The 24,716-nt window shown below is 65.3% G+C and carries 19 protein-coding genes and 1 tRNA gene; 9 read left to right on the forward strand and 11 right to left on the reverse strand.

The window, feature by feature from the left end; genetic code table 11:
* The first annotated feature begins 31 nt into the window (after positions 1–31).
* On the forward strand, positions 32–571 hold the full coding sequence (locus ACVMB1_RS39450; RefSeq protein WP_076827692.1) for a carboxymuconolactone decarboxylase family protein: 540 nt from the start codon (positions 32–34) through the stop codon (positions 569–571).
* Positions 572–671: 100 nt separating this feature from the next.
* Here ACVMB1_RS39450 and ACVMB1_RS39455 read toward each other — a convergent pair whose 3' ends face one another.
* Positions 672–1,679 (reverse strand): KpsF/GutQ family sugar-phosphate isomerase, encoded by a 1,008-nt coding sequence (locus ACVMB1_RS39455; RefSeq protein ID WP_057016246.1) that lies wholly within the window; start codon positions 1,677–1,679, stop codon positions 672–674.
* A 260-nt stretch (positions 1,680–1,939) separates the two neighbouring features.
* On the opposite strand from ACVMB1_RS39455, the gene ACVMB1_RS39460 reads away from it, so the two are divergent.
* Complete coding sequence (locus ACVMB1_RS39460) at positions 1,940–3,628, forward strand: outer membrane beta-barrel protein (protein ID WP_141342901.1); 1,689 nt, start codon at positions 1,940–1,942, stop codon at positions 3,626–3,628.
* 176 nt (positions 3,629–3,804) lie between these two features.
* Here the strand turns inward: ACVMB1_RS39460 and ACVMB1_RS39465 are convergent, their stop codons facing one another.
* The gene (locus ACVMB1_RS39465) at positions 3,805–5,262 is read right to left on the reverse strand and encodes a glutamate synthase subunit beta (protein WP_076827688.1); all 1,458 of its coding nucleotides are present in this window, start codon (positions 5,260–5,262) and stop codon (positions 3,805–3,807) included.
* Positions 5,263–5,398: 136 nt separating this feature from the next.
* Complete coding sequence (gene gltB / locus ACVMB1_RS39470; protein ID WP_076827686.1) at positions 5,399–10,135, reverse strand: glutamate synthase large subunit; 4,737 nt, start codon at positions 10,133–10,135, stop codon at positions 5,399–5,401.
* A 470-nt stretch (positions 10,136–10,605) separates the two neighbouring features.
* Here gltB and ACVMB1_RS39475 point away from each other — a divergent pair, with 470 nt between their 5' ends.
* Positions 10,606–11,439: a hypothetical protein gene (locus ACVMB1_RS39475; RefSeq protein WP_076827684.1), complete on the forward strand. Its 834-nt coding sequence runs from the start codon at positions 10,606–10,608 to the stop codon at positions 11,437–11,439.
* 82 nt (positions 11,440–11,521) lie between these two features.
* Here ACVMB1_RS39475 and ACVMB1_RS39480 read toward each other — a convergent pair whose 3' ends face one another.
* Positions 11,522–11,998, reverse strand: coding sequence for an Hsp20 family protein (locus ACVMB1_RS39480; protein ID WP_076827682.1), 477 nt, complete (start codon positions 11,996–11,998; stop codon positions 11,522–11,524).
* Between the two features lie 221 nt (positions 11,999–12,219).
* Between ACVMB1_RS39480 and ACVMB1_RS39485 the strand changes: the two genes are divergently transcribed.
* The gene (locus ACVMB1_RS39485) at positions 12,220–13,167 is read left to right on the forward strand and encodes an alpha/beta fold hydrolase (protein ID WP_057016251.1); all 948 of its coding nucleotides are present in this window, start codon (positions 12,220–12,222) and stop codon (positions 13,165–13,167) included.
* A 63-nt stretch (positions 13,168–13,230) separates the two neighbouring features.
* Here ACVMB1_RS39485 and ACVMB1_RS39490 read toward each other — a convergent pair whose 3' ends face one another.
* Positions 13,231–13,890 (reverse strand): hypothetical protein, encoded by a 660-nt coding sequence (locus tag ACVMB1_RS39490; protein ID WP_076827680.1) that lies wholly within the window; start codon positions 13,888–13,890, stop codon positions 13,231–13,233.
* Positions 13,891–13,950: 60 nt separating this feature from the next.
* A complete protein-coding gene (locus ACVMB1_RS39495) occupies positions 13,951–15,750 on the reverse strand; it encodes an adenylate/guanylate cyclase domain-containing protein (protein ID WP_076827678.1) in 1,800 nt (599 codons plus the stop codon).
* Between the two features lie 238 nt (positions 15,751–15,988).
* On the opposite strand from ACVMB1_RS39495, the gene ACVMB1_RS39500 reads away from it, so the two are divergent.
* Positions 15,989–16,624, forward strand: coding sequence for a LysE family translocator (locus ACVMB1_RS39500; protein WP_076827676.1), 636 nt, complete (start codon positions 15,989–15,991; stop codon positions 16,622–16,624).
* A gap of 30 nt (positions 16,625–16,654) precedes the next feature.
* Here the strand turns inward: ACVMB1_RS39500 and ACVMB1_RS39505 are convergent, their stop codons facing one another.
* On the reverse strand, positions 16,655–17,407 hold the full coding sequence (locus tag ACVMB1_RS39505) for a sulfite exporter TauE/SafE family protein (RefSeq protein WP_141339587.1): 753 nt from the start codon (positions 17,405–17,407) through the stop codon (positions 16,655–16,657).
* A gap of 92 nt (positions 17,408–17,499) precedes the next feature.
* On the opposite strand from ACVMB1_RS39505, the gene ACVMB1_RS39510 reads away from it, so the two are divergent.
* Positions 17,500–18,393, forward strand: a complete 894-nt coding sequence (locus ACVMB1_RS39510; RefSeq protein ID WP_076827672.1) for a LysR family transcriptional regulator — start codon at positions 17,500–17,502, stop codon at positions 18,391–18,393.
* Positions 18,394–18,401: 8 nt separating this feature from the next.
* On the opposite strand, the gene ACVMB1_RS39515 is transcribed toward ACVMB1_RS39510, so the two are convergent.
* The 3 genes from ACVMB1_RS39515 to ACVMB1_RS39525 all read right to left on the reverse strand — a co-directional run bounded on the left by ACVMB1_RS39515 (position 18,402) and on the right by ACVMB1_RS39525 (position 21,690).
* The gene (locus ACVMB1_RS39515) at positions 18,402–19,370 is read right to left on the reverse strand and encodes a tripartite tricarboxylate transporter substrate binding protein (protein WP_076827779.1); all 969 of its coding nucleotides are present in this window, start codon (positions 19,368–19,370) and stop codon (positions 18,402–18,404) included.
* An 82-nt stretch (positions 19,371–19,452) separates the two neighbouring features.
* Positions 19,453–20,232 (reverse strand): histidinol-phosphatase, encoded by a 780-nt coding sequence (gene hisN / locus ACVMB1_RS39520; RefSeq protein WP_076827670.1) that lies wholly within the window; start codon positions 20,230–20,232, stop codon positions 19,453–19,455.
* Between the two features lie 570 nt (positions 20,233–20,802).
* Complete coding sequence (locus ACVMB1_RS39525) at positions 20,803–21,690, reverse strand: N-formylglutamate amidohydrolase (protein WP_076827777.1); 888 nt, start codon at positions 21,688–21,690, stop codon at positions 20,803–20,805.
* A gap of 305 nt (positions 21,691–21,995) precedes the next feature.
* Between ACVMB1_RS39525 and cpdR the strand changes: the two genes are divergently transcribed.
* Complete coding sequence (gene cpdR / locus ACVMB1_RS39530; protein WP_016843340.1) at positions 21,996–22,355, forward strand: cell cycle two-component system response regulator CpdR; 360 nt, start codon at positions 21,996–21,998, stop codon at positions 22,353–22,355.
* Between the two features lie 78 nt (positions 22,356–22,433).
* Positions 22,434–22,508: transfer RNA gene (locus tag ACVMB1_RS39535), tRNA-Val, on the forward strand.
* A gap of 507 nt (positions 22,509–23,015) precedes the next feature.
* Here ACVMB1_RS39535 and ACVMB1_RS39540 read toward each other — a convergent pair.
* The gene (locus ACVMB1_RS39540) at positions 23,016–23,585 is read right to left on the reverse strand and encodes a GNAT family N-acetyltransferase (protein ID WP_229193408.1); all 570 of its coding nucleotides are present in this window, start codon (positions 23,583–23,585) and stop codon (positions 23,016–23,018) included.
* Between the two features lie 116 nt (positions 23,586–23,701).
* Between ACVMB1_RS39540 and ACVMB1_RS39545 the strand changes: the two genes are divergently transcribed.
* Positions 23,702–24,616: a LysR substrate-binding domain-containing protein gene (locus ACVMB1_RS39545; RefSeq protein WP_076827668.1), complete on the forward strand. Its 915-nt coding sequence runs from the start codon at positions 23,702–23,704 to the stop codon at positions 24,614–24,616.
* Positions 24,617–24,716: the final 100 nt, after the last annotated feature.

Below are 24,716 nucleotides of genomic sequence, written 5' to 3' on the forward strand. Positions count from 1 at the left end.
GCTACATTAAATGTAGCAACGGGATCAGGCCATGTCACGCCTCGCGCCGCTCGATCCGCCCTATCCGGCGGACGTTCAACAGCATTTCGACCGCATCATGCGCGGCAAGCCGCCGCTGATGCTGTTCCGCGTGATGGCGGGCCATCCGCGCGCCTGGGAGAAGTTTCGCGGCGGCAGCCTGTTGGACCGCGGGCCGTTGTCGCTCAGGGAGCGGGAGATCGTGATCGACCGCACCTGCGCACTCAATGCCTGCGAATACGAATGGGGCGTCCACGTCACAGCGTTCGGCGCAGCCGCCGAACTGACGGAGCAGCAGGTCCACGCCACCGTGCGCGGTGCGGCCGATGCCGGCTGCTGGTCGCAGGCCGAACAAGCAATGATCGCGGCAGTCGACGCGCTGCATGTCCGCGCGACGCTGGATGACGCGGAATTCGCGGCGCTGTTGGCGCATTACGATGAGGACCAGATCCTGGAGATCATCCTCTTGTGCGGCTTCTACCGCACGGTCTCCTACCTCGCCAACGCGCTGGCCCTGCCGCTGGAAGAAACCGCGGCAAGATTTCCAGCATAGTTGTCATTGCGAGGAGCAAAGCGACGAAGCAATCCACGTCTCCGCGCGGGGAGAGATGGATTGCTTCGCTTCGCTCGCAATGACGGAAGAAAGCGCGGCTCTACGCCACGCCCGCCCGCAGCAGATCGTGCAGATGGATGATGCCGACCGGCTTCTTGGCGTCGGTCACGATCAGCGTCGTGATCTTCGAGGCGTTGAGCAGCTCCAGCACTTCGCCGGCCAGCGTGTCGCGGCTGATCGTCTTCGGCGTCCTGGTCATGACCTCGTCGACCGACAGCGTCAAAAGGTCGGGACGCATCTGCCGGCGCAGATCGCCGTCGGTGACGATGCCGACGAGATGGCCGTGGCGGTCGACGATGCCGACGCAGCCAAAACCCTTTGAGGTCATCTCGACCAGCGCATCCGACATCTTGGTGCCGAGCGGCTTCAGCGGCAGCGCGTCGCCGCCATGCATCAGGTCGCGGGCATATTTCAGGAGCGCGCCGAGCTTGCCGCCCGGATGCAGCACGCTGAAATCGGTCGAGGTGAAGCCGCGGCCCTCGAGCAGCGCGATCGCCAGCGCATCGCCGAGCGCCAGCATCATCAGCGAGGACGTGGTCGGCGCCAGATTGTGCGGGCAGGCCTCCCGGGCCTTCGGCAGTGTCAGCTGCACGTCGGCGGCCTTGCTCAGCGTCGAGTCCTTGTCGGCCGTCATCGCGATCAGCGGAATGCCGAAGCGGGCGGCATAGGCGATCAGGTTGCGCATCTCCGGCTGCTCGCCGGACCATGACAGCGCCAGGATCACGTCATCGATCGTGATCATGCCGAGGTCGCCATGGCTCGCTTCCGCTGCGTGCACGAAGAACGCCGGCGTGCCGGTCGAGGCAAAGGTCGCCGCGATCTTGCGCCCGATATGGCCGGACTTGCCGAGCCCGGTGACGATCAGCCGTCCCTTGGCATTGCCGATCAACTCGGACGCGGCGGCGAACGGCGCGCCGAGGTCGGACTTCAGTGCCGCGGAGAGGGCTGCGACGCCGCTTGCTTCGGCATCGAGGGTGCGGAGCGCCGATTGAACGGCGCCGTCATCGGGGCCGGATGATTTGGTCATCAGCGGTTTCGGTTTGGCCATTTAGGATTCCAAGGGAGGGTTTTGCACCCGGGCGTCTCCCTTAGCACGTTCGATTCCGCGATGCGACGCGCGGCGGCCGATCCTCAACGGCTCATTAACCATAATTGTTTTAACTCCATTAACGACGTTTTCCGCCGCCCGGTGGAGTTCGTCCGACAAGTATGTGAATTCGTTGGAGTTTTTCCATCGTGTTGCGGCGGCCAGCAAGCGGCCAAGACCGGCGTGGACGCCTCGTCCGCGCGGTTTTGCCATGCCCTGCCGTGACCGTCCTGGCGCTGACCGTGACCACCGGGTTCGCCGCGGCCCAGACCGTGACGCCCGATCTGTTCAGCCCCAATCGCCAGAGCCAGGTGATCACGCAGGATTCGCCGCTGCGCCGGACCACGGCCGACGCCATGGATCCGCTCAACGGCCTGAGGCTGCCCGACGCCGATCGCGAACGCCGTTCCTCCCCGTCTTCATCGACATCAACATCGACGACGCGGATCGGGCAGGTCCCGACCTACGGGCTCCCCGCGGCGAACGGCGCCTCGACGTCGGGCTATGACTCGCTCAACCGCAAGCGCCAGAAGCCGAAATACTATCCGGGTCAGGCCAAACCGAAGCCGCCGGCGGGACCCGGCTCGCCGCCGCCGACGTCGGCGCCATTGAACGCCACGGGGCAGCTGCGGCTGTCGATCCCGCCCTCGGAGACCGCCAACAAGACGCCGCTGCCGCCGGCGATGGCCGGCACCATCGTCGGCCAGCCGCCGCGCAAGCGGCTCAAGATCGACGACGATCCGTTCGGCGCGGTCGGCGATTATGCCGGCTCGTTCATGGTCAAGACCGCGGTCGAGGTGATGGCCGGCTACGACACCAACCCCGGTCGGCTCTACTCGCCGCAGGGCAGGGCGTTCTACATGGTCGCGCCGGAATTCCTCGCGGTCTCCGACTGGGAGCGTCACGCCGTCGTCGCCGATTTGCGCGGCTCCTTCAACGGCTATGGCTCCGGGCTGACGCCGAACGCCGACGGCACGCCGCTGTCGGCGCCGCTCGACATCGACCGTCCGAATTTCACCGGCCATATCGACGGCCGTGTCGACGTCACCAAGGACACGCATCTGCTGGGGCAGGCCCGCCTGCTGGTCTCGACCGACAATCCCGGCAGCCCGAACGTGCAGGCCGGCCTCGCCAGATATCCGATCTACACCACGGTCGGCGGCACCTTCGGCATCGACCAGCATTTCAACCGCATGCAGGTTTCGCTCGGCGGCACCATCGACCGCACCGACTACCAATGGTCGAAGCTCACCGACGGCACCTCTTCGTCGAACGACGACCGCAACTTCACCCAATACGGTGGCGTCGGCCGTGTCAGCTATGAGCTCAATCCAGCCGTGAAGCCCTTTGTCGAAGTCGAGGGCGACAGTCGCTTCCACGATCTCTATCTCGACCGCAACGGTTACGCGCGCAATTCGTCGGGCGGTTATGCCAAGGTCGGTACGTCGTTCGAGTTCACCCGGCTGTTGTTCGGTGAGATCTCGATCGGCTATGCGATGCGCGACTATGTCGACCCGCGGCTTAGCCGACTCGAAGGCCTGCTCACCACGGCCTCGCTGACCTGGACCGCGACGCCGCTGACCACCGCAAAGTTCTATTCCGACACCCAGATCGGCGAGACCACGCTGCCCGGCACCTCGGGCGTGCTGTCACGCACCTACACCGTCGAGGTCGATCACGACTTCCGTCGCTGGCTGACCGGCATCGGCAAGTTCACCTACGGCACGCTCGATTACCAGGGCGATAACCGCACCGACACGGTCTACTCGGTGTCAGGCGACCTGATCTACAAGATGACCCGCAGCCTCTGGATCAAGGGCACGCTGCGCCGCGACTGGCTGGATTCCAACCAGCCGGGACAGAGCTCGGCGTCGACGGTGGTGATGCTCGGCGTGCGGGTGCAGAATTAGCGGTGAGGATGCGCGAGTCGCATCTCAAATGAGGTGTCGTGCTCCGCGAAGGCGGGGCACCCAGTACGCCGCGGCCTGTCCGTTCAAGCCTTGACGTCTCTGGAATACTGGATCGCCCGCTTTCGCGGGCGATGACAGTTCAGTGTGTGGGTGCAGTGGCGTGGCGGCTGACGCGCTTACCCCGGCAGATCGGTCTTCCCCATCAGGAAGGTGTCGATCGAGCGCGCGCACAGGCGGCCTTCTCGGATCGCCCAGACCACGAGCGACTGGCCGCGGCGCATGTCGCCGGCGGAGAAGATCTTCGCGCGCGAGGTCTGGTAGTCCTGCAGGGAGGCGCGGACGTTGCCGCGCTGGTCGAGCTCGACGCCCAGCGTCTTGAGCAGGCCCTCGTGAACCGGATGGACGAAGCCCATCGCCAGCAGCACGAGCTCGGCGTCGAGCGTGAACTCGGTGCCGGGCAGCGGCTTGAACTTATCGTCGACCTTGACGCAATGCAGCTTCGTCACCTTGCCGTCGACGCCTTCGAACTTGGTCGTCAGCACGGCGAATTCGCGCACCGCGCCTTCGGCCTGGCTCGACGACGTGCGCATCTTCAGCGGCCAGTTCGGCCAGGTCACGCCCTTGTTCTCGTGCTCGGGCGGCGCCGGCATGATCTCGAGCTGGGTCACCGACTTTGCGCCTTGCCGGAAGGAGGTGCCGATGCAGTCCGAGCCGGTATCGCCGCCGCCGATCACGACGACATGCTTGCCGCCGGCGAGGATGTCGGCGGCACCGTTCAGCGGCTCGCCGGAGACGCGGCGGTTCTGCTGCGGCAGGAAGTCCATCGCGAAGTGGATGCCGGAAAGCTCGCGGCCGGGAATCGGCAGGTCGCGCGGGGCTTCCGCGCCGCCGGTCAGCGCCACGGCGTCATACTGCTTGGCGAGCTCTTGCGGATCGATCGCACCGGGCGTCGAGCCGCCCACGGCCTTGCCGTAGTGGAAGGTGACGCCCTCGGCTTCCATCTGCGCCACGCGGCGATCGATGATGCCCTTCTCCATCTTGAAGTCGGGAATGCCGTAGCGCAGCAGGCCGCCGGCCTTGGCGAACTTCTCGTAGACGTGCACCTCGTGGCCGGCGCGCGCGAGCTGCTGCGCGGCGGCCATGCCGGCGGGACCCGAGCCGATCACGGCGACCTTCTTGCCAGTCTTAACGGCAGCGATCTCCGGCTTCAGCCAGCCATTGTCCCACGCGCGGTCGACGATCGCGCATTCGATGGTCTTGATGGTGACCGGGTTGTCGTCGATGTTGAGCGTGCAGGACGCCTCGCACGGCGCCGGGCAGATGCGGCCGGTGAATTCGGGGAAATTGTTGGTCGAGTGCAAATTGCGCGAGGCTTCTTCCCAGTTGCCCTGATAGACGAGATCGTTGAAATCGGGAATCTGGTTGTTGACCGGGCAGCCCGGCGTGCCCGGCGCGGTCGAGCCGGTGCCGTGGCAATAGGGGATGCCGCAATTCATGCAGCGCGCAGCCTGGTCGCGCGTGTCCTTCTCGCTCAGCGGAATGACGAATTCCCTGAAGTTCTTGAGTCGATCGGCGACCGGCTCGTACTTGCGGTCATGCCGCTCGATCTCGAGAAAACCTGTGATCTTACCCATTGAAACCCGATGCCCCTGCATCTCAGTTGTTCCGTCATTCCGGGCTGCGCCGAAGGCGCGGACCCGGAATCTTGAAGTTGCCTTGCGAGATTCCGGGTTCGCGCCTTGCGCGCCCCGGAATGACGCGTGATGAACCCTACGCGCCGATCGCGATCTTCGGCTCGGCGTCGGCGTTGGCCTTCATTTCCTTCAGCGCGCGGCGGTACTCCACCGGCATCACCTTGCGGAATTTCGGCAGCCAGCTCTTCCAGTCGGCGAGGATCTCCGCCGCCTTCTTCGAGCCGGTCAGCTTGGCGTGACGCGTGATCAGGACGTGCAGCCGCTCCACATCGGAGTCGAGCAGGTTCTGGAACACGTCGACCCGGCCATGCGCCTCGAGATCGCCGGAGTGGTGGTAGGTGTCGGCGTTGATCATCTCCTCCGACAGCACCGGCTCGAGCTCGACCATCGAAAGATTGCAGAGCTTGTCGAAGTCGCCGGCCTCGTCCAGCACATAGGCGATGCCGCCGGACATGCCGGCCGCGAAGTTGCGTCCGGTCTTGCCGAGCACCACGACGATGCCGCCGGTCATGTACTCGCAGCAATGATCGCCGGCGCCCTCGACGACGGCGACCGCGCCGGAGTTGCGCACCGCGAAGCGCTCGCCGGCGATGCCGCGGAAGTAGCACTCACCCGCGATCGCGCCGTACATCACGGTGTTGCCGACGATGATCGACTCTTCCGGCACAATGCCGGAGATCTTCGGCGGCTTGACGATGATGCAGCCGCCCGAGAGGCCCTTGCCGACATAGTCGTTGCCTTCACCCTCGAGCTCGAAGGTGACGCCCTTGGCGAGCCAGGCGCCGAACGCCTGTCCCGCCGTGCCCTTCAGGCCGACATGGATGGTGTCGAGCGGCAGGCCGGCATGGCCGTAGATCTTGGCCACCGCGCCCGACAGCATCGCGCCGGCGGAGCGGTCGGTGTTGTTGATCTCTTCCTCGATCTTGACCGGGGCGCCGCGATCGAGCGCGGCCTGCGCCTTCTCGATCAGCCGGCGGTCGAGCACGGCTTCCAGATGGTGGTTCTGGCTCTCCGAGTGATAGATCGTCTGGCCCTTCTCCTCCTTCTGCCGCACGAACAGCTTGGAGAAATCGAGGCCCTTGGCCTTCCAATGCGAGACCAGCGCGGTCTGGTCCAGCATCTGGACCTGGCCGACCATCTCGTCGAACGTCTTGTAGCCGAGCTGCGCCATGATCTCGCGGACTTCCTCGGCGACGAAGAAGAAGTAGTTGATGACGTGCTCGGGCTGGCCGGTGAAGCGCTTGCGCAGCACCGGATCCTGGGTCGCGACGCCGACCGGGCAGGTGTTGAGGTGGCACTTGCGCATCATGATGCAGCCCGCCGCGATCAGGGGGGCGGTGGCGAAGCCGAACTCGTCGGCCCCGAGCAGCGCGCCGATCACGACGTCACGGCCGGTGCGGAAGCCGCCGTCGACCTGAACCGCGATGCGGCTGCGCAGCTGCTGGCGCACCAGCGTCTGATGGGTCTCGGCAAGACCGATCTCCCACGGCGAGCCGGCATGCTTGATCGAGGTCAGCGGCGAGGCACCGGTGCCGCCCTCGAAGCCCGCGATCGTGACATGGTCGGCGCGCGCCTTGGCGACGCCTGCGGCAACCGTGCCGACGCCGACTTCCGACACCAGCTTGACCGAGACCTGGCCGTCCGGATTGACGTTCTTGAGGTCGTAGATCAGCTGGGCGAGGTCTTCGATCGAGTAGATGTCGTGATGCGGCGGCGGCGAGATCAGGCCGACGCCCGGCGTCGAATGCCGGACGCGGGCGATCGTGGCATCGACCTTGTGGCCGGGCAGCTGGCCGCCTTCGCCGGGCTTGGCGCCCTGCGCCATCTTGATCTGCATCATGTCGGAGTTGACGAGGTATTCCGTCGTCACGCCGAACCGGCCCGAGGCGACCTGCTTGATCGCCGAGCGCATGCTGTCGCCGTTGGGCATCGGCTTGAAGCGGTCGGACTCCTCGCCGCCTTCGCCGGTGTTCGACTTGCCGCCGATCCGGTTCATCGCGATCGCGAGCGTGGTGTGCGCCTCGCGCGAGATCGAGCCGAACGACATCGCGCCGGTCGAGAACCGCTTGACGATGTCCTTGGCCGGCTCGACGTCCTCGAGCTTGACCGGCTTGCGCTTGTCGTCCTCGGCGCTCTTGATCCGGAACAGGCCGCGCAGCGTCAAGAGACGCTCGGACTGCTCGTTGAGGATCTTGGCGAACGCCCGGTAGCGCTCCTGCGAATTGCCACGCACGGCATGCTGCAGCGTCGAGACCGATTCCGCGGTCCAGGCATGGTCCTCGCCGCGAGTGCGGTAGGCATATTCGCCGCCGACATCGAGCGCGCTCTTGTAGATCTGGCCGTCGCCGAACGCGTCGGTATGACGCCGCACGGTCTCCTCGGCGATTTCGCCGAGGCCGACGCCCTCGATTCGGGTGTGGGTGCCGGCGAAATACTTGGCGACGAAGTCGGCCTTCAGGCCGACCGCGTCGAAGATCTGCGCGCCGCAATAGGACTGGTAGGTCGAGATGCCCATCTTGGACATCACCTTGAGCAGGCCCTTGCCGATCGACTTGATGTAGCGCTTGACGATCTCGTAGTCGTCGAGCGCGCCGGGCAGCCGGTCCTTCATCGCGAGGATGGTTTCGAACGCGAGATAGGGATTGATCGCTTCGGCGCCGTAGCCGGCGAGGCAGGCGAAGTGATGCACCTCGCGCGGCTCACCGGATTCCACGACGAGGCCGACCGAGGTGCGCAGGCCGGTGCGGATCAGGTGATGATGCACGGCGGCGCAGGCCAGCAGCGACGGGATCGGAATCCGGTCGGTGCCGGTCATGCGGTCCGACAGGATGATGATGTTGATGCCCTCGCGCACCGCGCCCTCGGCGCGTGCGCAGAGCTCGTCGAGCACCTGCTCCATGCCCGCCGCGCCGAACCCGGCGTGGAAGGTGGTGTCGAGCGTGCGCGACTTGAAATGGGTCTCGGCGACGTCGGAGATCGAACGGATCTTTTCCAGATCGGCGTCGGTCAGGATCGGCTGCCGCACCTCGAGGCGCTTTGTCGAGGCGACGCCCTGCAGGTCGAACAGGTTCGGCCGCGGCCCGATGATCGAGACGAGGCTCATGACGATTTCCTCGCGGATCGGGTCGATCGGCGGGTTCGTCACCTGCGCGAAGTTCTGCTTGAAGTAGGTGAACAGCTGCTTCGGTTTGTCCGACAGCGCCGAGATCGGCGTGTCGTTGCCCATCGAGCCCGCGGCTTCCTCGCCGGTGGCCGCCATCGGCGTCATCAGGATCGCGATGTCTTCCTGGCTGTAGCCGAACGCCTGCTGCCGATCGAGCAGCGGCAGGTTGGAGCGCACGCCCTTGGCCGGCGCATCCGGCAGCTCCTCGAGCTGGATCTGGGTGCGATGCAGCCAGTCGCTGTAGGGATGGCTCTTGGCGAGGTCGGCCTTGATCTCGTCGTCGGGAATCAGGCGGCCCTGCTCGAGGTCGACGAGCAGCATCTTGCCGGGTTGCAGCCGCCACTTGGTGACGATCTGGTCCTCCGGAATCTTCAGCACGCCCATTTCGGACGCCATCACGATGCGGTCGTCCTTGGTGACGAGATAGCGCGCCGGGCGCAGGCCGTTGCGATCGAGCGTCGCGCCGATCTTGCGGCCGTCGGTGAAGGCGATCGCGGCCGGGCCGTCCCACGGCTCCATCAGCGCGGCATGATATTCGTAGAACGCGCGGCGCTGCTCATCCATCAGGGGATTGCCGGCCCACGCTTCCGGAATCATCATCATCACGGCGTGCGGCAGCGAGTAGCCGCCCTGCACTAGGAATTCGAGCGCGTTGTCGAAGCAGGCGGTGTCGCTCTGGCCCTCATAGGAGATCGGCCACAGGCGGCTGATGTCCTTGCCGTAGAGCTCCGAATGCACGGAAGCCTGTCGCGCCGCCATCCAGTTGACGTTGCCGCGCAGCGTGTTGATCTCGCCGTTATGGGCGATCATCCGGTAGGGATGCGCCAGCGACCAGGTCGGGAAGGTGTTGGTCGAGAAGCGTTGATGCACCAGCGCCAGCGCGCTGTCGAAGTCGGCCTCATGCAGGTCGGGATAGTACTTGCCGAGCTGGTCGGCGAGGAACATGCCCTTGTAGATCACGGTGCGGCACGACAGCGAGCACGGATAGTAGCCCGCCATGCCGCGGTCGCGGCGCTGATAGATCGCCTGCGAGATCGACTTGCGCAGGATGTAGAGGTGGCGCTCGAAATCGTCCTCGGTCTTGGCCGCACCATTGCGGCCGATGAAGACCTGCATGTGGTAGGGCTCGGTCGGCTTCACGGTGACGCCGAGCGATGAATTGTCGCTGGGCACGTCGCGCCAGCCGAGCAGCTTGAAGCCCTCGTTCTTGATCTCGTCGGCGATGATGCTCTTGATCACGTTCCGCCACGCGGCATCGCGCGGCATGAACAGCGCGCCGATGGCGTATTCGCCGGGCTGCGGCAGCTTGAAGCCGAGCTCCGCGGTCTTGCGCGCGAAGAAGGCGTGCGGGATCTGCACCAGGATGCCGGCGCCGTCACCGGCGCGCGGGTCGGCGCCGACGGCGCCGCGATGCTCGAGGTTGCACAGGATGTTTAGCGCGTCGGAGACGATCTGGTGCGACTTCTGGCCCTTGATGTTGGCGATGAAGCCGACGCCGCAGGAGTCCTTTTCCAGGCTGGGATCGTACAGGCCCTCGGCTTCGGGGCGCCAAGTATGCAACTCACGCGCGGGCTCGGCGGCTTTCGAGTCCGCGGTCGCCGACAGCGTTCCTGCCACGATGTTTTCGCGCTCGAATTCCGACCCGCTCATGTGTCCTCTCCCTTTCGTAAGGGCCCCACCGTATTTGGCGCACCTTGGACGTTGCGGCACCCACCGGGCCACCGCTCGTCCGCCGCGAGCCGCATTTTCCTAAATTCAGACGACGGGCGTTTCAACGTCCCCTGAGGGACGGCCCTGCCTGCAGCATTCTCGGAGCTCGGGGCGCCGAGGTCTCGTTGCAATCCCTATGCCGGGATGGCCTCGAAATTGAGACAGCTTTACTGTCCTAACTTAGACCTTGCCAAATTTTTGTCTATCACACAAGCGCGAGGAAGTCCTCGCCCGCATGCTCGGATCGAACGGCTCGGCGGGCATGAGGCGCCCCCGATTCGAAGCAAACACGCCGTGATCTGGCCCAAGGAGGGACCAAGGACCGCCGAATTTGAAACTGAAGTTTTGCCCCGGGCAAGCCGGCAAGAGAGCGGAAACGCTCCAAGGCGGGGCAGACAGGAGTTACGGCGATGAAGTTGTTCACAGGTTCGGTTGCTGCCGCCGCCCTCGCGCTCAGCGCAGCCTCGGCCGAGGCCCAGCTGGCGACGTCCGCCCGGATCGGCAGCCCGCTTCTGGTCAGGGTATCCGACATGGACGGGCCCTATGCCGCCATGCCCGAGGTTCCGCCGCCGCCGCGCTTTGGCCGGGTCCCGAGCCTGTTGCCGCCGGTCGAGGTCTATACCGTGCTCCGCGAGAACGGCTATCTGCCACTTGGCGCGCCCCGGCAGCGCGGGTTCGTCTACACGATCTCGGTGATCGACCAGGGCGGCGACGACGGCCGGCTGGTGATCGATGCCCGTGACGGCCACATCATCCGCTTCACGCCGGCCTCCCGGCTCGGCGACAATTACGAAGAGGAAATGAGCGCGACCGATGGTCCCGTCGGGCCGATGCCGCGGCCGATCCAGGCCCGGGTGCCGCGCCCGCCACTCCCGATCCCGCATGTCGCCAGCCGCGTGCCGGTGCCGAAGCGGAACCCGCTGGGGGCCAAAGCCCAGGTTCCGGCGGCTCAGGTTCCGGCGACCCAGGCTCCGGCGGCAGCCCAAGCGCCGGCGGCAGCCCAGGCTCCCGCCCCGGCGGCCCAGGCCGCCGTCCCGCAGGCGGCCACGCCGCAGCCTGCCCAGGCAGCTGCACCCGCGACGGCCGAGCAGGCCGCAGCCCCGAAGCCGGCCGAGGCCCAGGCTGCGCAGCAAGCCGTCCAGCAAGCCGAGGCTCCGACCATCGGTCAGGGTGCGCCGCCGCCGGCGCCCGCTCCCGCGATCCTGCCGACCCAGGCAATGCCCAAGGTGCAGGGATTGGAGTAGCGGTTACCGGCAACAAAAAACGCCCCGGTTTCCCGGGGCGTTTTCGCGATCAGCCAATATCTGCTGACGCGGGGTTTGTTGCTTAGGCGGCGACCTTGCCGGCCGAGCCGTCAACGACCTGCGGAGCCTTCTCGCCGCCGCCGATCGGAATGCTGCGGGGCTTCTTGGCCTCGGGAATCTCGCGGACGAGATCGACGTGGAGCAGACCGTTCTCGAGCGAAGCGTTTTTCACCTGCACGAAGTCGGCAAGCTGGAAGACGCGCTCGAAGGCGCGGGAGGCGATGCCGCGATAGAGCACTTCGGCGCCGTTGCCGGAGTTCTCGTTGGCGGTTTTCTCGCCCTTGATCGTCAGCGTGTTCTCCTTCGCGACGATCGAAAGCTCGGCCTGCGAGAAGCCGGAGACCGCAACGCTGATCCGGTAAGCATTCTCGCCGGTGCGCTCGATGTTGTAGGGGGGATAGCCGGGGCTGCCGTCCGAGGTCACCTGATCGAGCAGGTTGAAGAGGCGGTCGAAGCCGACGGTGGAACGATAGAACGGAGTGAGGTCGTAGCTACGCATAGGAATAGTCCTCCATTGAGCGACTGTTTCAGTTACCCGCCCGCCATCGGGCCGGGCTTAGATGTGTGCAGCCTGATGTTTCGGTTCCGAAGCACTGGTAGCGGCCTGCACGGAAATGATATGGGAGGGGTCACGTCGCGTTCAAGAGGCGGAAACCGCGTCGCATTTTTCGGCGCCGGCGTCCTTGATCTCCACCCTGTCTCACCACTCCGGTCCCCTTCATGACGCTCGTCTCGATTCCCGCCAACCCGGTTCCGGACGACGTTGTCAGTGGTACCATCAAGACACCAGACGGGGCCGAGCTGCGCTTTGCGCGCTGGGCGCCGCCGCCCGGCCGCAAGGGCACGGTCTGCGTGTTCGGCGGGCGCGGCGAGATGATCGAAAAATATTTCGAGACCGTGCGCGATCTGCGCGACCGTGGCTTTGCGGTGGCGATGATCGACTGGCGCGGGCAGGGCCACTCGTCGCGCCGGCTGCGCGATCCCCGCAAGGGCTATGTGCGCGACTTCGCCGACTACGAGGTCGACGTCGAGACCTTCGTGCAGCAGGTGGTGCTGCCGGATTGCCCGCCGCCCTATTTCGCGCTGGCGCATTCGATGGGCGGTGCGGTGATGCTGCGCCTCGCGCATGCCGGCAAGCGCTGGTTCGACCGCATGGTGCTGTCGGCGCCGATGATCGACCTGCCGCGCCGCCGCGTGTCGTTCTTCCCGAGCGCGCTGCTTCGGATCATGCGGCTGGCCGGGCAGGGCGGCCGCTATGTTCCCGGCGGTAGCGACGAACTGGTCGGCCTCGCGCCCTTCATCGGCAATCCCGTCACCAGCGATCCGGTGCGCCATGCCCGCAACGCGGCGATCCTGGAAGAAGATCCGACGCTCGGCATCGCGGCGCCGACGATCGCATGGGCCGACACCGCGTTCACCGCGATGCGCACCTTCCGCGGCACGTCGTATCCGTCCGAAATCCGCCAGCCGATCCTGATGCTGGCGGCGAGCAATGACGAGGTGGTGTCGACGGCCGCGATCGAGGAGTTCGCCTATCACTTGCGCGCCGGTTCGCATCTGGTGATCGCCGGCTCCAAGCACGAAATCCTGCAGGAGCAGGACCGCTACCGCGGCCAATTCTGGGCGGCGTTCGATGCGTTCGTGCCGGGCACGCCGCTGTTCAAGTGAAACATGGCGTTTTCGAGCGAAGGGGAAACCGGTTCGCGTGAAGAAAACGCGTCCAACAAAAATCTAGCGCTGTAGCAGCGCGACGATCCGGTCAGGAAAGCGCTTGTCCACGAACAGCGTCCTGACCTCGGCGACGCTGAGATAGCGGTCCTTGCCTTCGCCCTTGCCCATGATGTCGAGCAGCACCGGCCACTCGCCTAGCATCAGGAGCGGATAGTAGCAGTGCAGGATGCCGTAGGACGGCGGATGCTCGTCCTTGGCGCGCTGGAAGTTCGCCGCCATGAAGGTCTTGATCTCGGCGGCCGACAGCCCGCGTTCGACGCTGCCGTCGGGTGCCTTGTGGTCGCTGCCGAAGGTCGCGAGCCGCGCGATCTCGTCCTCATGGACCACCGCGTGCTGGTCGAGGATGCGCGAGCCGGCGCCGTGCTTGTCGAGCGGGCCGTTGCGTAACGCGTCGAGAATGGCGCCCTGGAACAGGCTGCGCAGCTGGCTGAAAGGACCGAGGCCGTTGGCGATCTGCGCCACCATGAAGATCTTCGCCCGCGCGGTGAATCCCTCGAACCCGGTCTTGCCGGTTGCGCGCCCGATGGTCCCGGTCAGTTCAGGCAGCGGCACGATATGGCCGCCGACATAGTTGCCGGCGGCGAGCGCCCGCAGGAACGGGCACGGATTGTCAGGAGAAATCCGCGGGGCGGGCGCCGCGCTTGCAGCCGTATCGGACATCAAACCACATCCTGAAAAGCTTCAGCTTAAAAAGCATCCATTACCGGTGGATGAATTCGCTCAGGAGTCGACGGCGAATTTCGAGGTGGATGCAACCAGAGCGAGTTTGCCGAACGGCAGCCCGGCTTTCAAGAGGCCGTCGCGATAATGCGCGATGTCGGCCGGGTTCTTCCAGTGGAAATTGCGCAAGTGACGCTCGACCGTCAGCTCGGGATGGTTGGCGAGCAGGGCCTCGGCTGCCTGCGCGGCCTCGTCGGCGCGGCCGAGCTGGGCGAGCGCTGCGGTGCGCACCGCAAGGCACTGCAGATGGTTCGGGTTCAGATACAGCCCCTCGCGCGACCACGACAGCGACGCGTCATATTGCCCGAGCAGATAATGGCTGAATGCGTTCAGCGCGGCCCATTGGTAGCGCGGGTCGCTGTTGCCGCGCTGGACCGCCGTCGAGAACAGATCGACCGCCTTGCGATGATCGCCGATCACCATGTGGCAGATTCCCAGCACGCCGCGCGCGCCCATGTCGTAGGGGTTGAGCTCGATCGCCCGCTTGATGGCGTCCATCGCGGCTTCGTAATGGCCCTGCATCGCGTGCAGATAGGCCAGCAGCGAAAACGCGAACGAGGAGCGCGGGTCGAGCCGCACGCTGCTCTCGGCCAGGCTGACCGACGAGGCCCACAATTCGCGCGTGCTCGGAATCCAGCCGAACTGGATGCTCTGGATCTGAATCAGCGCCAGATAGGCGCGCGCGATCGACAGCGCGGGGTCGAGCTCGATCGCTTCCTTGAACAGCGCGATCGCGGTTTCGCAATCGTCCTTGGTCTGCTGGTAGTAGTGCGACAGCCCCTTCAGGAAGCGATCCCACGCCGTCAGTTCGGCGTTCGGCGAGCGCGCCGGTGCCGATGCTTCGGCGCGATAGATCTCCTGCGCGACGGCGGCGGAGAGATTCGCGGTGATCTCGTCCTGCATCGCGAACAGGTCGCCCATGTCGCGGTCGTAGCGGCCGGTCCACAGCTGCTCGCCCTTCTCGGGCGCGATCAGCTCGGCGGAGACGCGGATCTTGTTGCCGGCGCGCCGTACCGAACCCTGGATCAGATAGGTCGCGTCGATCTCGCGCGCGATCAGCCGCGTCGAGACGCTCTTGCCCTTGTAGGCGAAGGTCGAGTTGCGGCTCAGCACGCGGTAGAAGGATTGCAGCGACAGCGCGTGGATCAGGTCCTCGGTCAGGCCGTCCGAGAAATATTCGTCGGCGCCGCCGCTCAGATTGTCGAACGGCAGCACGCCGACGATTGCGGTCCGGTATTGCCCCGGCAGATGCGGGCCGTCGTCCGGAACCTGCTCCTGGGCATCGGATCCGGCCGGCGCCCAGGTCCAGACATTGACCGGCTCGGCGATGTTCTTGAAGCGGTGCGGGCCGGCGTCGACGAGGGTGACGGCAAGCCGCCGTCCCGCTTCGGTGCGGGCCTTGTCCGACACCGCGATGCCGCCGGGCGTTGCGACCGTCTCGAGACGGACTGCGATGTTGACGTCGTCGCCGAACACCTCGTCCTCGTCGGCCATCACGTCGCCCATGTGGACGCCCATCCGGAAGTGCATGGCGCGGTCGGCCGGCAAATGTTCGTTGCGCTCGGCCATCAGGGTCTGCATCGCGACGGCGGCCTCGATCGCGCCGATGATGCTCGGAAATTCCAAGAGGAAGCCATCGCCGGTGTTTTTGACGATTCGGCCGCCATGATTGAGGATGATCGGGTAAATCGCGCTGCGGTGCGCCTTGAACGAGGCATGCGTCCCCGCCTCGTCGGCACCCATCATGCGGGAATAGCCGGCGATGTCAGCGCAAAGAATGGCAGCGAGCCGTCTTTCCATGTCTCCTGTGCCCTGGAATGGCCACTTAGCCGAGGTGACCGAATCCGATACTTACAAGACAGGCCGGGTCCGGCGGAAGCCCGGTTTGCAGGCACCTATAATGCATAGTAGCAGGAATTGGCATGCGACCAACGGATCGTACAGTGGTTTCTCTACTGAATTCGTGTGTCGCTGGGATGGCGCCGGCTGGCTGATCATCCTTTCCGGGCGGTTACTTGCATAGGTTAATCTCACTGCCATGCTGGGAATTCACGAACTTTGGCTGTTTGTCCTGTCCGGCCTGCTGCTCAACGTCACACCGGGGCCGGATACCGCCTATATCATCGGGCGCACGATTCAGCTCGGATGGCGCGGCGGAGCCGCTGCGGCGATCGGAATCAGCTGCGGCTGCCTGGTTCATGTGCTGGGTGCGGCGATCGGACTGTCGGCGCTGCTGATGGCCTCGTCGACCGCGTTCCTGGCCGTCAAGCTGGTCGGCGCGGCCTATCTGGTGCTGACCGGTCTGCAGATGCTGCTGGCGCGCGCCAGGCCAGTCGCTGACATCACGGGGCAGGGCGGCGAGACCTCGATCTCGCGTGTGTTCTGGCAGGGGGCGCTGACCAATATCCTCAACCCCAAGGTGGCGCTGTTCTTCCTGGCTTTCCTGCCGCAATTCGTGGCGGCCGATTCGCCGCACAAGACGCTCGCCTTCCTGGTGCTCGGGCTGATCTTCATCACCGGCGGCACGCTGTGGTGCCTTGGTCTTGCGGCCTTCGCGGCGCGGGCTGCCGGCCGCATCAGGCAATCGGCCGGCGTAATCGCCTGGATCAACCGCTCGCTCGGCGCGCTCTTCATCTATCTCGGCGTCCGCGTCGCGACGCTGGAGGCGCGCTAGCTCGCGCCTTGAGGCTCTCGCTTTGCCGCTCTAGCCGTGGATCTTGAGCAGTGCGCTGCCGGCGAGATAGATGCCGAGCAGGATCATCGAGATCAGGAACCAGCGGCGGAACACCTCGGGGTGCATCCGTGTGCGAACCGCCTGGCCGATGAACATGCCGGTGAACGACGCCGCCATCGCGACCGCGCCGGGCAGTGCGGTGGCTGCCGTCAGCAGGCCCGAGGCCGTGAGGTTGAAGGCGAGCGCCACGGTCGCGGTGGTGAAGAACACGCCGAGCGCCTGCACCAGTTCGTCCTTCTCCATGCCGATCGCCTGCATGAACGGCATCGAGGGGATGACCTGAACGCCGGTCGCCGCCGAGATCAGCCCGGTGATGACGCCGACGATGCCGCCGATCCATTTCTCGTCGCGCTGCGCGACCTTGAAGTTGAACCTGCTCAGCCCGACGATCGCGTAGATCACCAGCAGCACGCCCAGCACGACGGTGCCGTAGGCCGCGTATGGCCCGGTCAGCAGCCCGGCATTGATCCAGATGCCCGCCACGGTGCCGAGCATCAACGGCCACAGCCGCTTGATGATGTCGCGCAGATAGGGGCCGACGAAGGTCTGCCAGATATTGGTGACGATCGCCGGCACGATCACGATAGCAATCGCCTGGCCCGGCGCCATCGTGGTCGCGAGCAGCCCCATCGCGACCGTCGGCAGGCCGAGGCCGAGCGTCCCCTTGACGAAGCCGGCGAGCAGGAACGCGAAAGCGATGAAGATCAGGAGATGGTCGACCATGGCGGCACATTGACCGATCGATGCGAACGGCACAATCTGGAGGTTACGGAGTTAGCCTTCGGACGACCCGAAGGTATGGGGTGGGAAACGTCATGCGGTTCGACCTGACCGATTTGCAATTGTTCATCGCGGTTTCCGATGCGCGCAGCATCACCCAGGGCGCGGCGCGCGCGAACCTTGCGCTGGCTTCGGCCAGCGAGCGGATCAAGGGCCTCGAGGAAGCGCTCGGCGTCGCGCTGCTCAAGCGCGGCCGCCGCGGCGTCGAACTTACTGCGGCGGGCGAGAGCTTGCTCGGCCACGCCCGCATCGTGATCCACAATGTCGAGGCGCTGCAAAGCGATCTCGCCGCCTATGCCAGCGGCGTGCGCGCCAACGTGCTGCTGCTCGCCAACACCTCGGGCCTGTCGGAGCATCTGCCGCGCGCGCTCGCGGCCTTCCTGCACGAGCATCCCGATATCAGCGTCGATGTCGAGGAGCGCGAGAGCACCGATATCGCGACCGCGATCGCCAGCGGCGCCGCCGATCTCGGCTTCGCCGCGGAGCACGCGCTGCCCGACAGCGTCGAGCGCTTCCTGTTCAGCGAGGACCGCTTGATGCTGGTGGCGTCGCGGCGCGGCGATCTCGGCGGCCGCCGCCAGATCGACTTCCAGGAAGTGGTCGGCCGCGATTTCGTCGGCCTCACGGCAACATCCGCGCTGCAGGTTCATATCTCGCGGCATGCCGCAAAGCTCGGGGCGCGGCTGCGCTTCCGCGCCCGCCTGCGCGGCTTCGACGCGATCTGCCAGATGGTCGCCGCCGATGTCGGCATCGCCGTGATCCCGGAGACCGCGGCGCGGCGCTGCGCGGCGTCGATGCCGATCACGACGATAAGGATCCGCGACGCCTGGGCCAACCGCCGGCTGACGATCTGCGCGCGCAGCTTCAAGGCGCTGCCGCGGGCGGCCAAGCAACTTGTGGACTATCTGCGCGCCGAAGCGCAGCGCTGACGGCTGGCTCATTTCGTCGTCACCACGCCGGCGTCCTGGATCACCTTCGCCCATTTCCTGATGTCGGCGGCGATGAAGTCGCGGAAATGCTCCGGCGTGTCGCCGGCCAGCGTCAGGCCTTGCTCGGCGAGCTTCTGCTTGACCATCGGATCGGCCATCGCCGCGGTGGCGAGCTGGTTCAGCCTTGCGACGATCGCGGGCGGCGTGCGTGCGGGCGCGACCACGCCGTACCAGTTCTCGATGACCAGTTCGGGCATGCCGGCCTCGGCGGTGGTCGGCACGTCGGGTGCGGTCGGCGCGCGTTCGCGCCCACCGAGCGCGATTGGCCGCAGCGCGCCCGCCTTGATCTGCGGCAGGATCACCGGCAGGTCGAGGAAGGTCATCTGCACCTGCTGACCCAACATGTCGTTCACCGCCGGCGCGGCGCCGCGATAGGGCACGTGCACGATGTCGATCTTGGCCGTCAGCTTGAACAATTCGCAGGCGAGATGCGGCAGGCTGCCGGGGCCGGAGGAGGCGAAGTTGAGCTTACCCGGCTGCGCCCTGGCGAGCGCGACCAGTTCGTTCATGTTCCTCGCCGGCACGTTGGCGGCGACCACCAGCATCTCCGGCACGGTCGCGACCAGCGTCACCGGCGCGAGATCCTTCAGCGTGTCGTAGGCAACCCTCTCCATGTTGGGGCTGATCGCCAGCGCGCCGGCGCTCGCGATCGCCACCGTGTAGCCGTCGGGCGCCGCCTTCGCGACCGCGTCGGTGCCGAGCACGCCGCCCTGGCCGGCGCGGTTGTCGACGATCACGGGCTGCCTTGCGAGCTCCGAGATCTTCTGCCCGATCACCCGCGCGATGATGTCGTTCGGCCCGCCGGGCGGGAACGGCACGATCAGCCGGAGCGGCTTGGTCGGGAAATCCTGGGCGAAAGCCGTGACGGGCGCGAGAAGCAGGAGAAGGGCTGCCAGCAGCCTGCCGCGCATCGTCATGTCGCCCATCCCTGGCTTTTCTGGTTGCGGTCAGGATGGGCGCAGATCAGACGCCCGGCAACTCAAGAATCAGGCAGGGAACTCAGGCGTTCAAAAGCTTCATCGCCGCTTCGTGCACGCGCGGGTCGCCGGCCGCGATGATTCGGCCGCCGCTTTGCGCCGGCTTGCCGTCCCAGGTGGTGACGACGCCGCCGGCGCCGGTGATGATCGGGATCAGGCCGGCAATGTCGTAAGGCTTCAGCTCGGTCTCGACCACGAGGTCGAGATGACCGGCGGCGAGCATGCAATAGGAGTAGCAGTCGCCGCCATAGCGCGACAGGCGCGCTGCATTCTCGATGCGGCCGAAGCGGGCGCGGTCATCCGGATTCATCAGCAGCGGGCTCGTGGTGAAGACGGTCGCCTCCTTCAGCGAGGCGCAGCGCCGTACCGAGAGCCGCCGTTCGCCCGACGGGCCGGAGTAATGCGCCGAGCCGTTGTCGCCGGAGAAGCGCTCGCCGATATAGGGCTGGTGCATCATGCCGAATACCGGCGTACCTTTGTGCAGCAGCGCGATCAGCGTGCCCCAGATCGGAAAGCCGGCGATGAAGGATTTCGTGCCGTCGATCGGATCGAGCACCCAGACATAGTCGGCGTCCTCGCGCTCATTGCCGAACTCCTCGCCGACGATGCCGTGTTGGGGGAAGTTCGACTTGATCAGCCGCCGCATCACGGCTTCCGCCGCCCGGTCGGCCTCGGTGACCGGATCGAAATCGTTCGAGCTCTTGTTGTCGACCGAGAGCGAGGTGCGGAAGAAGGGCAGGATGGTTTCGCCGGATGCGGTCGCAAGGCGGCCGATGAAGGCGGTAAAGTCGATGACCGTCACGGCATGTCCCTGAACTGCGCAAACGACGCGGTAGAAATCGGATGCGGTCTTGCCTAGCTCAATCCGGCGCGGCGCGCACGATTAACGGAGTGTTATCCAGCCCGATGACGCGGTTCCGGACTTTCGATTTGGCTTCGGATTCGAAAGCGCCCCGGGTCCCGGTCTCGATCACGAAGTTGCGAATTCTGGTATACAAGCTATGCGCGGAGCGCTGCCCGCCCGGGGGCTTTCCTTGTAAGATATTGATCCTACATACGGAAAGCCGCTCCTGCCGGCCTGTTGCAGTTTCGCCAGACTTTCCAACATTACCCAAGAAATGTTTCGAAAGTTCTTGCGTTTTGTGCAGCGCGGTCGCATATTGTTGCGGTGCGGTAGCGCCTCGCGCTATCGCTGCCCTCCTTGGGCGTTTCCTCCCTAGACTTGGGCCGCTTGTTCATTCAAGCGGCCCTTTTTTCTTGGGCCGTCGTTTCCGCAAGTGAACTGAGAATCCAGTTCGGCGCTTATCGCGCCGCCAACTTGAATTCCTGGTTCATGACTTCGTCGGGATCGCAGTGCCCGACGAAGGATTGATTACTCCGCTGCCGCCTGGAACGGGCCGAGATCGCTGAACGGGATTTTCGCGAGCGCATCCGCCAGGGTCGCAAAGTCGGCGGCCACCTGCGCGAAGCGAGGGCCGCGCTCGCGGCGGCGCTCATCCATATAGACCGCGCGGTTGAGCTCGATCTGCACGGTGTGCAGGCCGCTCGCCGGATTGCCGTAATGCTCGGTGATGAAGCCGCCGGCATAGGGCTTGTTGCGGCCGATCGAATAGCCGAGCGAGCTCATGATCTCCTCGACGTGGTCGGGCAATAGCGCCGCACAGCTCGTGCCGTAGCGGTCGCCGATCACGACGTCGGGCCGGCGCGGCTCGTCGCGCGACACGCCGACCGACGGCATCGAATGGCAGTCGACCACGATCACGGCGCCGAACGCCTGGTGTGCCTTGTTGATCAGCCGGCGCAGCGCGCGGTGATAGGGCTTGTAGAGCACCTCGATCCGGCGCAGCGCATCGTCGACATCGAGCCGCTCGCGATAGATCTCCTGGCCGTCGCCGACCACGCGCGGGATGGTGCCGAGCCCGCCGGCCACCCGCATCGAACGCGTATTGGCAAAGCTCGGCAGCCGCCCGGTGAACATGCGCGGGTCGAGCTCGTAGGGCTCGCGGTTCACGTCGACATAGGAGCGCGGGAAGTTGACCCGCACGATCGGAAAGCCGCGATCGCTGAGGCCCGCGATCAGCTCGTCCATGAAAGAGTCTTCGGAGCGCCGCAGCGACACCACATCGATTCGCGATGCCTCGAGGAATTCGGCCGGGTAGACCGAGCCCGAATGCGGGGAATTGAAGATGATCGGCGCGCGCCAGGCCTGCGGCTCAACGATCTCGAACGGGGGCGACAACTCGCCAGCAAATTCGGTCATTCCCTTGGCGCCGTCCCTTGCGTCCGCCTTGCCCCGCAGCAACTGAGTCTGCCGGAAAAGCGGAGATTTATGGGCACGCATTGTCGGTAATCGCGATCATTCTGCCAAGTGAAAAGAGTGTGGTTTCAGCTGGAACGCGTCTTAAAAGCAGCAAATGCGGCACCCGGTTGATTCGATGTCCGGTTCGGTCCACAAATGGATGGCGCGCATTTGCCGCTGGCTTGACGCAAATTTCACCCGAAATTTACCGTCTGTCGGGCTTACTGTTCGGACTGCTCCTCAAGCCGGATTCGACGATTCCTGCCATGCCGAAAATACTTCTCGCCGAAGACGACACCGATATGCGCCGCTTCCTGGTCAAGGCGCTCGAAAACGCGGGTTTCAAGGTCTCGCCGCACGACAACGGCATGTCGGCCTACCAGCGGCTGCGCGAGGAGCCGTTCGAAATGCTGCTCACCGACATCGTGATGCCCGAGATGGACGGCATCGAGCTGGCGCGCCGTGCCTCGGAACTCGATCCCGATATCAAGATCATGTTCATCACCGGCTTTGCCGCGGTGGCCCTCAATTCCGATTCGGAGGCGCCGAAAAACGCCAAAGTGCTGGCCAAGCCCGTGCACCTCAGGGAATTGGTCAGCGAAGTGAACAAGTTGCTGGCGGCCTGATTCGCCAAAAAACCTTCACTTTGTATCCTTGCCTGCCCCGCCGCCGTCCGTTATAGGGACCCGATCCAAATACGCTTTGGGTGCGTAGCTCAGCGGGAGAGCACTACCTTGACATGGTAGGGGTCACAGGTTCGATCCCTGTCGCACCCACCATCCTTCGCTCGCGCAGCGAGAGAAGGATGCCGCGCCGAAGCCCAATGGGCGGAGGCGGGCCCTTGGCCGCGAGCTGCGGCTCGGCAAGCCGTTTCTTGATACCTCCATAAATCTCTCGACCCGTCATTGCGAAAAGCGAAGCGACGAGCAATCCATCGCTCGGCATATGCGGGTGGGAGGATAGCTTCGCTTCGCTCGCAATGACGTGGTTGGTTTCCTGTCTTGTTGGTGTCATCACCCGTCGCATGCGGGTGACCCAGTATTCCAGAGACAGCAGTGTTTGAACCGAGGGACTGCGGCTCCCTCCACACGTCGTCCCTGCGAAACAGGGACCCATACTCCGCGGCGGATGCTGTTGAAGGGATTCGTCGTTCAGCCATCGGGCAACAATGACCATTCGTGGTCATGGGTCCCTGCTTTCGCGGGGACGACACTGAGTGGGTGGCTCGACCGTTGAGTCATACGCCCGCATTCTCGTGACATCGTTTTGTCCGAGCTTGGCCGCCGCTACGGAGGGCGGTCGGATGGAAGCCGGTAGCGCCACGTTTCGCCGGCGAGAACCCCGCGCTGCCGACGCACAACGGAGGGCCATTCAGAGCGAACCACGCTGAGGACCGCAGCATCGGCGGACGGCTCTTCATCGGCAGCGAAATATGCGCGAAGCCTGCCTTCGCGGCGGAAACCGAGGTCGGCGTAGAGATCAAGCATGTGCCTCAGGCGCCAGTCCAGATGCACCTCGGCCCGCTCGACCATGAGCACTTCGAACGCATACCGCGTCATCAGATGCGCAACGTGACTGACGAGCACGGCCTCGTCCAGTCGTCCGATGCTCCAGATTGGAGCGAACGTAGCCCGCTTCTCGTGCCGGTCGATCGTGCCGAACCCGGACACGCCGAGCAGGTCTCCCGATCCCGCGGCCTCGATTGCGAACGCGGCCGCGGTGTCGACCTGGTCCCGTGCCGCCGCCGGGCGTGCGGCATTCGGCCGATCCGATGTGCCGCGATCGAGCCGCCGCAGCATCGCTGCCTCGCGAAGCTGCTGTGCGCGCGAAGACTCCGGGCCGGTGATCCTGGTCAACAGGATGCGGTCGGTGGCGAAGCTTGCATGGTTGCTCGACGGGTACATGCCGTATTGACGCACCCGATGCGCATGCCGTCAAATGACCGGAAAGCCAGTTCATATGCAAATTAGTCATGCCCTTGAATCCAAGACATGTTGACCTGTTTCGAGAGGTCGTGCGCCACAACGGAATCACCAAGGCCGCCTTGAGCCTTCGGGTGGGACAGCCTTTCATCAGCCGCGCGATCGCACGTCTCGAGCGCGAGATCGGCTTTGCGTTGTTCGAACGCGGGCGAGGCGGCGTCACGCTGACTCCGGAAGGCGAGATATTCCTGCGCGAGGTCGAGAGAAACCAGGCCGGCCTCGAGTATCTGGCGCGCGCCGCGCGCGGCATTCGCGAGCGCGGCAGCGGGACGCTCAGGATCGCATGTCTTCCGGCGTTCACCTATTCCTTGATGCCGCAGATCGTCAGCAGCTTCCTGAGGAAGAATCCCGACATCGTCGTATCGGTGGCCGTCCACAGCCCCGAGCGCGTCTGGAGCCTGGTGGCCTCGGGACAATGCGACGTCGGGCTGGCGCGGCCGCAGGCGGGGTTTGCCGCGGTCGACGACGAGCTCCTCATGACAACGGAGGCGGTCTGCGTCCTGCCCCGCCAGCACCGGTTACGCTCGAAGCGATCGATCGCAGCGCAAGATCTGCGGGGAGAGCCCATGATCGCAGCTTCCCCGAGCGCACCGCATCGATCCCGCTTTGAGCGCGTCCTCGATGAGGCCAAGGTCGAGATCAAGACGGTCGCGGAGATCCAGTACAGCATGCAGCGTTGTGCCCTGGTTGCGCAGGGACTGGGTTTCTCAATCGTCGACCCGATCGTGGCCCGGGATTTTGCAAGCTCCAAAATTGTACTCAAGCCGTTCGTGCCACGGCTGGAGATCGCCACCATGTTGCTGCTTCCTTCGCAGCGGCCGCGAAGCCGTCTCGCACTTCAATTCTGCGATCTGCTGCGCGCCGAAACCGCGCAGTACAGGAAGTCCGCGCGCGTGCAGGCTTGAGCACCGGCCGCCGAACTCGCCAAGCTCAACGGACAGACCGGCACGCTCGGTGATCGCGCCGATGGCGCTGCCGCACGGCGCGCAGGTGGTGCTGATTCCG

The sequence above is a fragment of the Bradyrhizobium sp. USDA 4504 genome, assembly GCF_054063995.1.